Here is a 13,747-nt window from a genome sequence, read left to right on the forward strand (position 1 = left end):
GCCAAACGGGTGCGAGGAGTGAGGAGTTGATGGGCATGGAGTTCGTCAACGGAATGCAGGCCAGTGCGCTGGAGTCGGTGACCTGGATCAAGAGCAGTCACAGCAACGCCACGGGAAACTGTGTCGAGATGGCGACGCTGCCGGGCGGCCGGATCGCGATCCGGAACTCACGGGACCCGCACGGGCCGGCGCTCGTCTGCACGCGCGACGAGTTCGCGGGATTCGTGGCGGGGGCCCGTGAGGGAGGTTTCGACGCGGTAATCGGCTGAAAACAGTCGGTGAGTGGGCGACTTCCCCATGGCCTCGCCGCGCGAGTGCTGGATACTGTCGTCGTCCCTATTTCTCCGCAGGAGCGCCTGATGGCTGCAGTCGAACCGAGTCCGTCGTTGTTCGTCCGGCCGCTGGGAGCGGTCGAGAACAACCCGACCGCCCTCAGGCTGATCCTGGGTGGCAAATTGCGCCAACTGCGGGTGAACGCCGGACTGGACCCCGCGGACGTCGACGCCCGGCTGGGTTTCTCGCGTTCCAAGACCAGCCGGATCGAACTGGGCCGCCACGGCTGCAAGCCGGCCGACGCGATGGCACTGCTGAATCTGTACGGCGTCGGGGCGCAGGAGCAGGTCGACGAGTTCATGCGGCTGGTGACGCAGTCCCGCCAGTCCGACTGGTGGCGCTCCTTCAGCGACGTCCTCTCCGACTTCTTCGAGCCGCTGGTCGCCCTGGAGGGCGCCGCGGCGACGATCCGTACCTACGAGCCCTTCTACGTGCCCGGTCTGCTCCAGACCGCCGCGTACGCCGAGGCCGTCGTCCGGTCGGGGCCGGGGCACCTGCTGACTCACGATGTGCGGCGCCGGGTCGAGCTGCGGCAGGAGCGCCAGCGGCAGCTCGACACGCCGGAGGCGCCGCGCCTGTGGGCCGTGATCGACGAGTCCGTTCTGATGCGTACGGTGGGCGGACCGCACGTGATGCGAGAGCAACTGCTGCACCTCGTCAAGATGATGGAGCGGCCCCGGGTGACCTTGCAGGTCGCGCCGCTGGAGGTGACCGCCTCCGTCGGCGTCGGGAACAGGCGTGACCTATCTGCGTTTCGCGCTGAGCGACCTGAAGGACGCGGTCTACATCGAGCACCTGACCGACAGCACCTTCTCCCAGAAGCCGCAGGCCGTCGAGCAGTACCGCGACATGCTCGACCGGCTCGGTGCGTGTGCCCTCACTCCCAAGCAGTCACTGGAACGGCTCGAAGAGCGCATCAAGAGCCTCTGAACGCCCGGGCGTCGGACCCCGGGCCATGTGATCTGCCGTGTCGCGTGCGTGCCTTCGGAGCCCGTGCGCCCGGACGACGGCAGCGGCGGCCCGGTGAGCTCGCTCCTTCGAGCCGGCTCGCCGGGCCGCTGCTTGCGCCTACTGCCGGTCGCTACGGGATGCGGGCGACCCCGCCCCACTCGATCCATTCGTCGGTCTGCTGCACCGGCGCCAGATCGTTGTCAGGGCGCCAGGTGGAGACCTCCACCAGCCCGGGCTCCAGGATCTCCATGCCGTCGAGGTAGGTGGCGACCTCGTGTTCCTCGCGGACCCTGCCCCAGTGGTTGTCGGTGGCCTGTGCCATGTAGTCGGTGACGAACTTGCGGATCTCCGGCCGGTCGCTCACCAGTTGGCAGACGACGAGGAAGCTGCCCGGCACCAGGCGTTCCGCGACCCGCCGCACGATTGCGGCGGGATCGTCCTCGTCCGGGATGCAGTGCATCACCGACACGAAGAGAGCCGCGACAGGCTGGCTGAAATCGATCAGCCGCCGGGTCTCCTCGTGGCCGAAAATACCGTCGGTGTCGCGCATGTCGGCCTGGATGACCGTGGTGCGGTCGTTCTCGTCGAGCAGGGCCCGGCCGTGCGCGAGCACGATGGGGTCGTTGTCGACGTAGACGACCCTGGACCCGGGATCGATCGACTGCGCGACCTGGTGGACGTTGTCCTGTGTCGGCAGACCGGATCCGTGGTCGATGAACTGGCGGATGCCGTAGTCGGCCGCCAGCATCCGCACGACACGGCGCAGGAAGCGGCGGTTGTTGACGGCGAGTGTCTTCGTGCTGGGGACCTGCTTCAGAAGTTCTTCGCAAGCGTCGCGGTCCGACTGATAGTTGTCGTCGCCCCCCAGGAAGTAGTCGTACATACGTGCCACGCTGGGCACTTTGGTGTCGATGGCGTCGGGGCGCCACGAACTCTGCATCCAGTCCTCACCCGCGTTGATGGAGATCCGGTTCTGTGGGATCCACATGCTAGGGAGGCGCCGCACGGTGGTACAGGTGGATGGCGGGGCCGGCGGCTCAGGTACGTCGGCTTTCGGCCATGGTGGTCCGTCCCAACTGCCCCACTCTTCCCAGGCGTTGCGGCCGGTCAGAGCGCTCCCCACGAGTGGGCGCGGGTGCGGAGGTGGTCGTGGACGAGCGCCAGGGGAGGGTGGACGAGGGCCCCGGCCCTGGTCGCCAGGTAGAGCGTGTTGAGCGGCGGGGCGGCGGGCTCGTGGAGCAGTTCGACGGAGCCCGCGGAGAGGGCCGGCTCGGCGAGGTAGCGGGGGAGGGCGCTCACCCCCGCGCCCGCGATCACGGCGGCCAGAACGGCGCGCAGATCCGGGACGATCACGGAGATGTGGTTCGGCGGCCGGCGGTCGAACTCGCTCAGCCAGTAGCGGCGGACGATGGGCAGGTCGTCCGCGTAACCGACCAGCGGGAGATGGGCGAGGGCGTCCACCGGATCGCCGGCCAGCCGCGCGCTGTCGACACTGCGGGCCAGCGACGGCGCGCCGACGAGGACGAACTCCTCGTCGATGAGCGGCGTGGTCACGATGTCCTGCTGCGTCGGTCTGATGGCGGACACCACCAGCTCCACGTGTCCCTCCGCGAGGGCGGCCAGCAGGTCCCTGGCGAGCCCCAGCGTCACATGGATCCGCAGCCCCCGGGTCGTCAGCGGCGCGAGCGTGGGCAGGACGCGCATGGCCATCAGCTCGCCGGGGCCGGCGATCCGCACGGTCCCGACATGCGCCGCCCCGGCGCGCGACGGTTCCAGCGCCGCCCGTAGCTCGTCGAGGTGCGTGCCGACACGGGCGGCGAGATCGGCGGCGTGCGCGGTGGGCGTGACGCCCTTGCGGGAGCGGACGAACAACTGCTCCCCCAGTTGCTCCTCGAGCCTGGCCAGCTGCCCGCTCACGGCCGGCTGGGTGAGCCCGAGGCGCTCGGCCGCGGCGGAGATCGACCCGCAACGGTAGATCTCCACGAAGGTGGACAGCAGATCGAGTCCGGGCACGCAACCCTCGTTCCATAAGAGAAGTTATGACGCTCATGATGCCCGCGGATGATCCGGGGTCAAAGCTGGAGTTGTCCCTGTCGAACCGCAAGACACTCGAGCCACGTAAGGACTGCTCCATGTCGAAGATCCTCATGGTCGTTTCCGGCGCCGACAGCCTCAAGCTGTCCGACGGCACCAGCCACCCCACCGGCTACTGGGCCGAGGAAGTGGCCGCCTCTCACGAGGTGCTCCGGAAGGCGGGCCACGACGTGGTCATCGCGACCCCGGGCGGCGTCCGGCCGACCGTGGACCCCATCAGCCTGGACGAGCGCGGCGGCGTGGAGGAGGCGGACGCCAGGAGGTTCCGCGCCTACCTGGACGCCATCGACGCCGAACTGGCCCGGCCCGCCGATCTCTCCACGGTGTCGGCCGGTGACTACGACGCGGTGTACATCCCTGGCGGCCACGGCCCGATGGCCGACCTCGCCGTCAGCGCCGACCTCGGCCGGCTGCTGACCGACGCCGACGCCCAGGGCAAGATCGTCGCGGCGCTCTGCCACGGCCCGGCGGCACTCCTCAGCGCCGTCGGCGAGGACGAGTCCTTCGCCTTCTCCGGGCGTGAGCTGACGACGTTCAGCGACGAGGAGGAGCAGCAGGGCGGCCTCGGCGACAAGTCGCCGTACCTCGTCGAGTCGCGCCTGCGCGAGCTCGGCGCCGTGGTCCGGCCGGGCGAGGCGTGGACCAGCCGGGTCGTCGTCGACGGCAACCTCGTCACCGGTCAGAACCCGCAGTCGAGCACCGACACGGCGCAGCGGGTGGTCGAGGTGCTGGCAGGCCGCTGACCCGTTCCCGTTCATGCGGCAGGGCCCGGTCGGGAAAGGGGAAGTCCGGCCGGGCCCTGCCGCGTCCGTATTGCGAGGAACACCGGTCCGGGCGGCGGCGGAGGCGCACACGCCACGCCCGGCCAGAGGAGCGCTCCCGACGGCTGCGAACACGGCCGCCGCGCAGGCGTTAATGATGGCCGCCACCAGGGCACTCGAGTCACGGAAGCACAGCCGGACCGGGTGACTCAAGGCTCCTCTTCGCGCACGGAACGTGACGACCGCATTCGCCGGTCGCCGCCCGGGGGAGCACCATGGAACCGGCCCGCGTGAACCGCCCCCGACCGCCGGACATGGTGATGAACGAGAACTCGACCCCGACCGTGACCGCCGCCGCTGCCGCGTCCGCCGCGGTGTTCGGCGCTCCCTGCTGGGTCAGCCTCATGGCCCGCGACCTGCAGGCAGCTCAGGACTTCTACGGGGCCGTGCTCGGCTGGAAGTTCCGCAAGGGCAGACTGGGCGACCAGTTCAGAGTCGCCGTGGTCGACGGTTCGCCGGTCGCCGGGATCGGCGCGCTGGCACCCGCGCTGACCGTCGCCGTCGCCTGGACCCCGTACTTCGCCGTGGAGGACGCCGACCGGACCGCGAGTCGTATCCGGGAACGCAGCGGCACCGTGGCGGTGGGGCCGCTGGCGCTGTCCATGGGGCGCGGCGTGCTCGCGGCGGACCGCGACGGCGCCGTCTTCGGCCTCTGGGAGGGCGAACTCATGCGGGACTGGCCCGCCTGGCGTGACAAGGCGCCCGCGTGGATCCGGCTGCTGGCCAAGGACGCCTTCGAGTCGGCGATCTTCTACGGCGAGGTGTTCGACTGGGCGTCCGACCGGGCCGGCTGCTGCGAGGTCAGCTACCTGGAAGGCGCGGTCGTGCTGCACCGCGAGGGGCGGGTGCTCGCCAGACTCACCTCCGGGGCGGACGGCACCGCGACGAACCCCCTGCTGCACCCCCGCTGGCATGTGCACTTCGCGGTGAAGAACCTCGACGAGACCGTGCGGACGGCCGAACGGCACGGCGGCACGGTCCTTGCCGAGCGCACGACCCCGCACGGCGCCGAGGTCACCCTGCGGGACCCGGACGGCGCCATCTTCAACGTGACCGCCACGGACAGCGCCGTACCGCTGTAGCACCTGGGAAGGACCTGCACACATGGACCGCGCCGCTGTGTTCGACGTCGACGGGACGCTGGCCGACACCAACCATCTCCATGTCGTCTGCTGGTGGGAGGCCTTCCGGCAGGCAGGGCACCACGTGGCCATGGACGACATCCACCGCTCCGTCGGGCTGGCCGGCCAGGACCTGGTGGAGCATGTGCTCGGCGACGACCGCGACCCCGCGCAGGACGAGGCGATCAAAGCCGCCCACAAGGCCCTCTACGGGACGTACTCCGACCGGCTCCCGGCGTTCGACCAGGCAGGAGACCTGCTGCGTGCCCTGGCGGGCGACGGTTGGACCGTGGTGCTCGCGAGCTCGGCCGGCGGGTCGGAGCTCGCCGCGCTCCGGCGGGCCGTCGACGCGGACGACGCCATTTCCGCGATCGCGGGCGCCGAGGACGTGGCGGAGGGCAAGCCCGCTCCCGACCCGGTCGAACACGCGCTGGAACTGGCCGGCGTGACGGCTGACCGCGCCGTGTTCGTCGGCGACACGGTATGGGACATGCAGGCCGCGTCCCGGGCGGGGGTGCGCTGCGTGGCGCTGCTGTGCGGCGGGATCCCGCGTACCGCCCTGGAGGCCGCCGGAGCGGCAGCCGTCTTCGACGATCCGGCGGATCTGCTGGCCCGGATCGGCACCGGCCCGTTCGCCGAACTGCTGGAGCGGTCCTCCCGTTAGCCGGGCCGCTCCGTGCGCCGGGTTCTTGTTCGGCGCGGCCTTCGCGTGCCGGTTGCTTCGTGCGCGGGCCGGACCGGCGACCGAGAGCGAACGAGGGCCGCGCTCAGTGCGCCCGGTGCCCCACCAGCGGTGCGGTCCGGTCGCCGGAGCCCTTGCGGACGCCGCGCAGGAACTCCTCCAGGGCCGCCGTGGCGGTGTGCCGTGGCTGCCAGTCCAGCTCTTCGCCGGCCCGGGCCGTGCTCATCACCGGCATCCGCAGCAGCGCGTCGAACAGCTGCGGCGACGCAGGAACGGCGCGCAGCCCCCATGCGGCCGTCACCACGGCGTGGGCCGCCTGCCGCGGTACCCGCACCACTCGGGCCTTCAGCAGCTCACCGAGGGTCTGCGCGTCGACGACCGGCTCTGCGGCGAGGTTGAAGGCCCCGTGCGCATCGAGGAGGACCGCCAGGAGGAAGGCGTGCGCGGCGTCGTCGGTGTGCAGCGCCTGGAAGCGCAGGCCCTCGATGTCGGGCACGAAGGGAAGCAACCCCGGCCTGATCAGCGGTCCCGGCAGGAACTTGCCGGCGAAGATCCGGCGCTGCTCGCTGGCGGAGGACTCCTTGAACATGAACGCGGGCCGCACGCGTACCACGCGGACCCCGCCGTGCCGCAGTTCGAAGGCGTCGAGCGCCCGCTCCAGATAGGACTTCTCGCGACAGTAGGCCGCCTCCGGCCAGCCGTGCGTCGGCCACGACTCGCCGACGCCGGGACCGGTCTTCGGCCCCGGCGCGTAGGCGCCGACCGACGAGGCATGGACGAGCGCCGGTACCTGCGCCGCGGCGACGGCGTCGAAGAGCCGCAGCGACCCGAGGACGTTGGTGTGCCAGGTCGTGGCGGGGGAGTGAGTCGGCTGGAAGCGCCACGCCAGATGGATCACGGCGTCGGCGCCCTCCAGATGCCGCACGAGCAGTTCGCCGACGTCCTCGCGGGCCAGGTCGACGGCCGCCCAGGACGTCCGCGAGATGTCCAGGTCGGGGACGCGCCGGGCGAGGCCGAGGACCGACGCGATCCGCGAGTCCTCCGAGAGCGCCCGCACCACGCTCGTGCCCACGTTTCCGGTGGCCCCGGTGACCACCACCCGCAGTCCTGTCTTCACGCTCATCAGCCACTCCGTGGGGTTCCCGGAACACCGGCCGGCTGCTGCCCGGGTCCCCGGCGGGCGCGGACCGAAACGGATGAAACGCGCGGTGCTGGGCACACGGGATCAAGAAGCTGGGCAACGGGATCTGGAAACCGCCGGGCCGTAGGACGCCGGCACAGTCTGCCGAGGGAGTCGGAATGACCAGTCTGCTGGGAGTGGACCGGGGTGGGTCCACGCTGGTGCTCGCCCCGGGTGTGTACGCCCCGCAGAGCGACACGTTTCTGCTCGCGGACGCGCTCGAGCGTGAACCGCTGAGGCCGGGTGCCGAGGTACTCGACGTGGGCACAGGCACCGGAGCGCTGGCCCTCACGGCCGCCCGGCGCGGCGCCCGTGTGACGGCGGTGGACAGCTCGTGGCGTGCCGTCGCCGCCACCCGCCTCAATGCCGTGCTCGCCCGCCGTCGGGTGCGCGTCCTGCACGGTGACCTGCTGGATCCGGCCATGGACCGGCGTTTCGACCTGATCGTGTGCAACCCGCCCTACGTGCCCGCACCGCACGCCCTCCCGCCGCACCGCGGCGCGGCCGTGGCCTGGGACGCCGGCCACGACGGCAGGGCGGTCCTGGACCGGATCTGCGACGGTGCCGCGGAGCTGCTGAACCCGTCGGGCGCCCTGCTGATGGTGCACTCGGCGCTCAGCGGAGTGGGGGCGACCCTCGAGCGGCTGCAGGGCGCCGGCCTGGACGCCGCCGTCGTCGAGCGTCGTCTCGTTCCCTTCGGGCCCGTCCTGCGTTCGCGCAGGAAGTGGCTCGAGCGGCGGGGGCTGATCGCCCCCGGCGAGGACAAGGAAGAGCTGGTGATCATCCGTGCCGATCGAGCATGAGGACCGAACGTCCCCGGAGCCCTGCCGCCTGACGGTGACCCGGGAGGGGCCGATGCTGGTGGAGGGTCCCGTCGAGGTCGTCCTCGACGACGGGACCACGGTGCGGTCCGACCGGTTCGCCGTCGCGCTGTGCACCTGCCGGCGCAGCCGGACGTACCCGTGGTGCGACACCAGTCACCGCCGACGGGGCAGGAGGTGAACGATGACGGACCTCGCCACGGCCACGCAAGCGGCCCTGGAGGGCGAACTGCCGGGCGCACGGGGCGATCTGTCGCACGGCGTGCTGAACGCCCTGCGTCACCCGGCCGGCGCACAGCTGCCGGACCCGGGCTCCGCGAGGAGCGCCGACCCCTTCGGTGACGACCTGCAACTCGCCCTGTACATCAGCTACGAGCTGCACTACCGGGGCTTCTCCGGGGTCGACCCGGCCTGGGAATGGGACCCGGGGCTGCTCGGCCTGCGCGCGGCGATGGAGCGGCGCTTCCTTCAGGAGCTGCGCGACCGGACCGCAGGCCACCCGGACGTGCACGACGCCATGGACGAGCTGCTCGTCGAACCGGTGGAGGGCACGGGGGTGTCGTACTTCCTCAAGGACGAGGGACAGCTCTGGCACCTGCGCGAGTACGCCGCCATGCGCTCCCTGTACCACCTCAAGGAGGCCGACCCCCACGCCTGGGTGATCCCACGGCTGCACGGCAGGGCCAAAGCCGCCTTCGTGGCGGTCGAGTTCGACGAGTTCGGCGGCGGACGCGCCGAGCGGGTGCACGCCCGGCTCTTCGCCGACCTGATGGCCGATCTCGGCCTCGACCCCGCCTACGGCCGGTACCTCGACGCCGCCCCCGCGGAGATGCTGGCGAACGTCAACCTGATGTCGCTCCTCGGCCTGCACCGCGCCCACCGGGGCGCTCTGGTGGGGCACTTCGCCACCGTCGAGGTGACGTCCTCACCCGGTTCGCGCCGGCTCGCCGAGGCGATGCGCCGTACCGGTGCGGGGCCCGCGGCCGAGCACTTCTACGCGGAGCACGTCACCGCCGACGCCGTGCACGAACAGATCGTGCGGCGTGACGTCATCGGTGGACTGCTCGCCGACGAACCCGCTCTCGCGCCCGACGTGGCCTTCGGGATCGCGGCCACGACCTGGCTGGAGGACCGCCTCGGCGACCGGCTCATGGCCGCCTGGCGGGACGGCTCCACGAGCCTGCGCACACCTCTGTGAAGCCGGGAAACAGGGAAGAGGGCGCCGCGGCTGGGAACGGTCGATTCCGGCGTGCCGTGGCCCCTCCATACCAGCGACTACCTACAGTAGCCAGCTGTGTGGCGGACAGAACCGCTCCGGTTCACAATGAGGCACCGGACGGACCTCGCTCCGCCGTGTCAGGGGGCCGCATAAACCGGGAGACCACGATGCTGATGCCCGACACGAGTGTGATCACCAGGCTGATTGCCCGCTACCGGGCGCAGGAACATTATGTCCTCGCCGCTCCCCACGACGACTCCGCGCGGAGACGGTTCGAGGACACCGCCTACACACTGTGTGTGCTCATGTGCGAGCGCACGGCCCGCGACGCGCTGCTGGCGGCCGAGACCTACGTGGGCCGCCGGATCCGGTCGGCCGCACCGGTCGTCGGCGAAGGCGCGGCGTCCGGCGGGCGCTGAGGGGATCCCGGACGAACCGGCACGCAGGGGTCCGGGCGAGGGAGCGGGGAGGACGAAGGTGTCTGAGGCTGAGGCTCGCAGGGGGCTGCGAGCGCCGATGGCCGGCATCGTCAGCCGGAGCAAGGAACCGGCCGTCGTTCAGACGGTGCGATCGACCGCGGCGGCGACCATCTCGTACGTGGTCGCCGTGCAGGTGCTCGACAGTCCGGTCGCCCCGCTCACCGCGCCCCTGACCGCGCTGCTCGTCGTCCAGGTCACTCTCTACTCCACGCTCACCACCGGTGTGCGCCGGGTGAACTCCGTGGTCGTCGGCGTCCTCATCGCCATCGGCTTCAGCGCGCTCGTCGGTCTGTCCTGGTGGAGCCTCGGGCTGATCATCCTGGCCTCGCTCGTCGTCGGCAGATTCGTGCGGGTCGACGAGTTCGTCCCCGAGGTCGCGATCAGCGCCATGCTCGTGCTCGGCGTGACGCAGGTGGGCAGCGCCGCGTGGGACCGGGTCCTCGAGACGCTCATCGGCGCCGTCGTGGGGCTTCTCTTCAACGTGCTCTTCGTACCGCCGGTCTGGGTCGAGGCCGCCGGGGAGTCGATCGAGGACCTGGGGCGGCGCATGCGACGGCTGCTCCTGCGGATCGGTGAGGAGCTCACGAGCCCCACTCCGGTCGAGCGGGCGGCGGCCCGGCTCCACGAGGCCCGCAGACTCGACAACGACATCGCCGACGTGGACGCGGCGCTGCGCCAGGCCGAGGACAGCCTCCGCTTCAATCCCCGGGTCAAGGAAGGCCTGTTGCACCGCATCGTGCTCCGTACCGGCCTCGACACCCTGGAGATCTGCGCCGTCGTGCTACGGGTGCTGGCCCGCACGATCACCGACCTCGCCAAGGAGCGACGGGAGGAGGAGTTGTTCTCCCAGGAGGTCGGCCTCGCGCTCGAGGAACTCCTCGCGCACGTCGCCGACACGCTGGTGAGCTTCGCCGTCCTCGTCACCACCCAGACCAGCGAAAGCGCAGACGCCGCGGAGGAGCGGCTCACCGGAGAGCTCGCCGCCGCCCGTACCAGCCGCGACAACGCCGCTGATCTGATGCTCAAGGGCGTCCAGCGACAGCCTCGCCACTGGCAGCTGCACGGCGCGCTGCTCACCGAGATCGACCGCATCCTCGACGAGCTGGACATGGACCACCGGTCGCGGCGTCTCATGGAGGAGCTCGACCGCCACACCCGGGAACGGCGTGAGAAGCGCCCGAGGTTGTCGGCCCTCCGCGACTGGCTGTGGGGCAGAACCCCGCGCCGCCGGATCCCGTGAACACCGAAGGCCACGACAGGAGGCAGCCACCCCTATGAGTTCCATCTCGGACGCAGAGACAGGAACCGTCACCACCAAGGTCCCCGCCCGGCTCGACCGGCTCCCCTGGTCGCGCTGGCACTGGATGATCGTCATCGGTCTCGGCACCGTGTGGATCCTCGACGGCCTCGAGGTCACCGTCGTCGGCAACATCGCCAGCAGACTCTCCGAAGAAGGCAGCGGGCTGCCTATCACCGATGCCCAGGTGACCGGCATGGCCGCCGCGCTCTATGTGGCGGGCGCCTGCTCGGGCGCGCTGTTCTTCGGCTGGCTCACCGACCGCTACGGGCGCAAGAAGCTGTTCCTCGTCACGCTTGCCGTCTACCTCGCCGCGACGGCGCTGACCGCCGTCTCCTTCTCCGTCTGGTGGTTCTTCCTCTTCCGCTTCCTCACCGGTTTCGGCATCGGCGGCGAGTACGCGGCCATCAACTCGGCCATCGACGAGCTGATCCCCAGCAAGTACCGGGGCCGGGTGGATCTGATCATCAACGGCAGCTACTGGCTCGGCGCCATGGGCGGCGCCCTCCTGTCCGTCGTGGCGCTCGACACCGACATCTTCGCGATCAACGTCGGCTGGCGGCTCACCTTCGCGCTCGGCGTCGTTCTCGGCCTCGTCATCCTGCTCGTACGCCGTCATGTCCCGGAGAGCCCGCGGTGGATGTTCATCCACGGCCGGTCGGAGAAGGCGGAGCAACTCGTCGGCGACGTGGAACGTGAGATCGAGCAGGAGAAGGGGGAACGGCTGCCCGAACCGGAGACTGCGATCACCATCCACCAGCGGCGCAGCGTCGGATTCGTGGAGATCGCCCGGACCCTGTTCCGCGCCTATCCCAAACGTGCCACCCTCGGCTTCGCCCTCTTCATCGGGCAGGCGTTTCTCTACAACGCGATCACCTTCGGCTTCGGATCGATCCTGGTGAGGTTCTTCGACGTCTCCAGCGGCAGCACCGGCTACTTCTTCGCCGTCATCGCCTTCGGCAACTTCCTCGGACCGCTGCTGCTCGGCCGCCTCTTCGACACCGTCGGCCGCCGCCCGATGATCGCCGGCACGTACATCCTCTCGGGACTGCTGCTGTTCGGGACGGCCTGGCTGTTCGGCGCCGGTGTCCTGAACGCCACGACGATGACTCTGTGCTGGTGCGTGGTGCTGTTCTTCGCCTCCGCCGGCGCGAGCTCCGCCTATCTGACCGTCAGCGAGATCTTCCCCATGGAGACCCGGGCCATGGCCATCGCCTTCTTCTACGCCATCGGCACCGCTGCCGGCGGCATCTCGGGCCCCCTGCTCTTCGCCGAACTGACGGAGAGCGGCGTCGTCGCGGACGCGGTGCTCGCGTTCTGCGTGGGAGCCGGCCTGATGGTCGCCGCGGGCCTGGTGGCGGTGTTCTTCGCCGTCGCCGCCGAACGCAAGTCGCTCGAGGACATCGCCACACCCCTGTCCGTCGCGGCCGCGAAAGACGACGACGGCCCGGGTGCACCGGCCGCTTGAGCGGCGCACCCGGGGCGCGTCTCACCCGACGACCGGTGGCGGGGGCGCCAGGAGGAAACCGTCGACCGGGCGGGTGGGGATCCGGCGCAGCGGGATCGACAGGTCCTGCGGCGGAACACCGTGCTCCAGCCGCGCCAGCTGTGGCACCAAGGCCTTCAGCAGCGCCACGGTGATGTCCTCGCCGGGGCACCGGTGGCCCATCGCCGTGTCGCCGCCGCCCTGCGGAATGAGCAGGTCCGCACCGACCGGCGCGCCGTCGGCGAACCGCGCGGGCTCGAAGACGTACGGGTGGGGCCAGAGCGCCGGATCGTGATGGTGGCCGTAGACGTCGAGCAGCACGAGTGTGCCCTCGGCGATCCGCTCGCCCCGCCACTCGAGATCCCGCACCGCCACCCCGCCGAGGAACGGCGCGAACGGGTAGAAGCGGCGGACCTCATGGGCGAAGGCCTCCGCGTATGCGGGGCCGCCCTCCCGCAGCAGCTCCCGCTGCCGCGGCCATCGGTGCAGGGCATGGGCGGCGAACGCCATGAACCAGGCCACCGCCGCGGTCGGCCGGATGATGTTGAGCACTTCGACCGCGGCGGTGCGCGGGTCCAGCAACTCGTCGTCGTCGTCGCGGTGCAGCGCCACGGCGTGCAGCGCCGAGCCGGAGTCCTCCGGCCCGCCCCGGCGGATCTCCTCGATCAGGGCGCGCAGCCGTTCCTCCTGGCGGGTACGGGCCTTTCGTGCGCGCCAGTGCCGCGGACCCGTGGTGGCGAAGCCGTCGACCATCGCCACCAGGTCGCGCGCCGTGGCCCGGCCGTCGTCCTCCCCGCGGGGCACCCCGGCCCAGTCGCAGACGGCGCGGGTGATCAGCACGCTCGTCTCCGTGAACAGTTCGATCCTCGGCCGGTGTGCCCATTCGGCGGCGGCGGCGTCCCACTCCTTCACGGCCTGACCGGCAAGGGTGTCCACCCCCGTCGCGTCCTTGAGGAGGGAGACGAACAGTGCCTTGCGCGCCCGGTGGGCAGGGCCGTCCAGCGTGTGCACCGCTCCCCGGCCGAAGAGCGTGTCCAGGACGGGCCCGGGCAGCGCCGAACGGCGTGCGATGTTCCGCTCGTCGTAGAAGAAGGGCACTGCGTCGAGGCCGTGCAGGGCGATCGCCGGGCGGCCCAGGAGCCGGGTCCGCACGGGTGCGCCGCCATTGCGCCGCACCAGGTCGGGCAGCCAGGCGTACCCCTCGAGGAGCGCGGGCAGGGTGGCGTCGGGACGAAGGATCTCGCGTAGTTCCATGCGGGGAAG

Annotated in this window: 14 protein-coding genes and 1 pseudogene; 11 read left to right on the forward strand and 4 right to left on the reverse strand. The window is 71.0% G+C overall.

Annotated features, from left to right (window positions below; all coding sequences use genetic code 11):
- The first annotated feature begins 35 nt into the window (after nucleotides 1–35).
- Together GLX30_RS33460 and GLX30_RS33465 are read left to right on the forward strand one after the other, a co-directional pair.
- A complete protein-coding gene (locus tag GLX30_RS33460; RefSeq protein WP_159694648.1) occupies nucleotides 36–269 on the forward strand; it encodes a DUF397 domain-containing protein in 234 nt (77 codons plus the stop codon).
- 90 nt (nucleotides 270–359) lie between these two features.
- A pseudogene (locus GLX30_RS33465) lies at nucleotides 360–1,263 on the forward strand (helix-turn-helix transcriptional regulator).
- A 151-nt stretch (nucleotides 1,264–1,414) separates the two neighbouring features.
- Here the strand turns inward: GLX30_RS33465 and GLX30_RS33470 are convergent.
- A complete protein-coding gene (locus tag GLX30_RS33470) occupies nucleotides 1,415–2,224 on the reverse strand; it encodes an SAM-dependent methyltransferase (RefSeq protein WP_159695391.1) in 810 nt (269 codons plus the stop codon).
- Between the two features lie 167 nt (nucleotides 2,225–2,391).
- Entirely contained in the window at nucleotides 2,392–3,297 is a 906-nt protein-coding gene (locus GLX30_RS33475) for a LysR family transcriptional regulator (RefSeq protein WP_159694649.1), read from the reverse strand.
- 119 nt (nucleotides 3,298–3,416) lie between these two features.
- Between GLX30_RS33475 and GLX30_RS33480 the strand changes: the two genes are divergently transcribed.
- From GLX30_RS33480 to GLX30_RS33490, 3 genes are all read left to right on the forward strand, one after another.
- A complete protein-coding gene (locus tag GLX30_RS33480; protein ID WP_159694650.1) occupies nucleotides 3,417–4,121 on the forward strand; it encodes a type 1 glutamine amidotransferase domain-containing protein in 705 nt (234 codons plus the stop codon).
- A 338-nt stretch (nucleotides 4,122–4,459) separates the two neighbouring features.
- Nucleotides 4,460–5,281: a VOC family protein gene (locus GLX30_RS33485; RefSeq protein ID WP_159695392.1), complete on the forward strand. Its 822-nt coding sequence runs from the start codon at nucleotides 4,460–4,462 to the stop codon at nucleotides 5,279–5,281.
- A gap of 22 nt (nucleotides 5,282–5,303) precedes the next feature.
- Nucleotides 5,304–5,984 (forward strand): HAD family hydrolase, encoded by a 681-nt coding sequence (locus GLX30_RS33490; protein ID WP_159694651.1) that lies wholly within the window; start codon nucleotides 5,304–5,306, stop codon nucleotides 5,982–5,984.
- 103 nt (nucleotides 5,985–6,087) lie between these two features.
- Here GLX30_RS33490 and GLX30_RS33495 read toward each other — a convergent pair whose 3' ends face one another.
- Nucleotides 6,088–7,125 (reverse strand): NAD-dependent epimerase/dehydratase family protein, encoded by a 1,038-nt coding sequence (locus GLX30_RS33495; protein ID WP_159694652.1) that lies wholly within the window; start codon nucleotides 7,123–7,125, stop codon nucleotides 6,088–6,090.
- A gap of 176 nt (nucleotides 7,126–7,301) precedes the next feature.
- Here GLX30_RS33495 and GLX30_RS33500 point away from each other — a divergent pair, with 176 nt between their 5' ends.
- The 6 genes from GLX30_RS33500 to GLX30_RS33525 all read left to right on the forward strand — a co-directional run bounded on the left by GLX30_RS33500 (nucleotide 7,302) and on the right by GLX30_RS33525 (nucleotide 12,466).
- The gene (locus tag GLX30_RS33500) at nucleotides 7,302–7,985 is read left to right on the forward strand and encodes a HemK2/MTQ2 family protein methyltransferase (protein ID WP_159694653.1); all 684 of its coding nucleotides are present in this window, start codon (nucleotides 7,302–7,304) and stop codon (nucleotides 7,983–7,985) included.
- A 52-nt stretch (nucleotides 7,986–8,037) separates the two neighbouring features.
- Nucleotides 8,038–8,184, forward strand: a complete 147-nt coding sequence (locus GLX30_RS33505) for a CDGSH iron-sulfur domain-containing protein (RefSeq protein ID WP_244258379.1) — start codon at nucleotides 8,038–8,040, stop codon at nucleotides 8,182–8,184.
- Nucleotides 8,185–8,187: 3 nt separating this feature from the next.
- Complete coding sequence (locus tag GLX30_RS33510) at nucleotides 8,188–9,201, forward strand: iron-containing redox enzyme family protein (protein WP_159694654.1); 1,014 nt, start codon at nucleotides 8,188–8,190, stop codon at nucleotides 9,199–9,201.
- Nucleotides 9,202–9,389: 188 nt separating this feature from the next.
- Nucleotides 9,390–9,641: a DUF5133 domain-containing protein gene (locus tag GLX30_RS33515; RefSeq protein ID WP_159694655.1), complete on the forward strand. Its 252-nt coding sequence runs from the start codon at nucleotides 9,390–9,392 to the stop codon at nucleotides 9,639–9,641.
- A 97-nt stretch (nucleotides 9,642–9,738) separates the two neighbouring features.
- Nucleotides 9,739–10,941, forward strand: coding sequence for an aromatic acid exporter family protein (locus tag GLX30_RS33520; protein ID WP_159695394.1), 1,203 nt, complete (start codon nucleotides 9,739–9,741; stop codon nucleotides 10,939–10,941).
- A gap of 34 nt (nucleotides 10,942–10,975) precedes the next feature.
- Nucleotides 10,976–12,466: an MFS transporter gene (locus GLX30_RS33525; protein WP_159694656.1), complete on the forward strand. Its 1,491-nt coding sequence runs from the start codon at nucleotides 10,976–10,978 to the stop codon at nucleotides 12,464–12,466.
- 21 nt (nucleotides 12,467–12,487) lie between these two features.
- Here the strand turns inward: GLX30_RS33525 and GLX30_RS33530 are convergent, their stop codons facing one another.
- Nucleotides 12,488–13,738, reverse strand: coding sequence for a cytochrome P450 (locus GLX30_RS33530; protein ID WP_159694657.1), 1,251 nt, complete (start codon nucleotides 13,736–13,738; stop codon nucleotides 12,488–12,490).
- Nucleotides 13,739–13,747 lie beyond the last annotated feature (9 nt).

It is taken from the genome of Streptomyces sp. Tu 2975, assembly GCF_009832925.1.
Classification (GTDB): domain Bacteria; phylum Actinomycetota; class Actinomycetes; order Streptomycetales; family Streptomycetaceae; genus Streptomyces.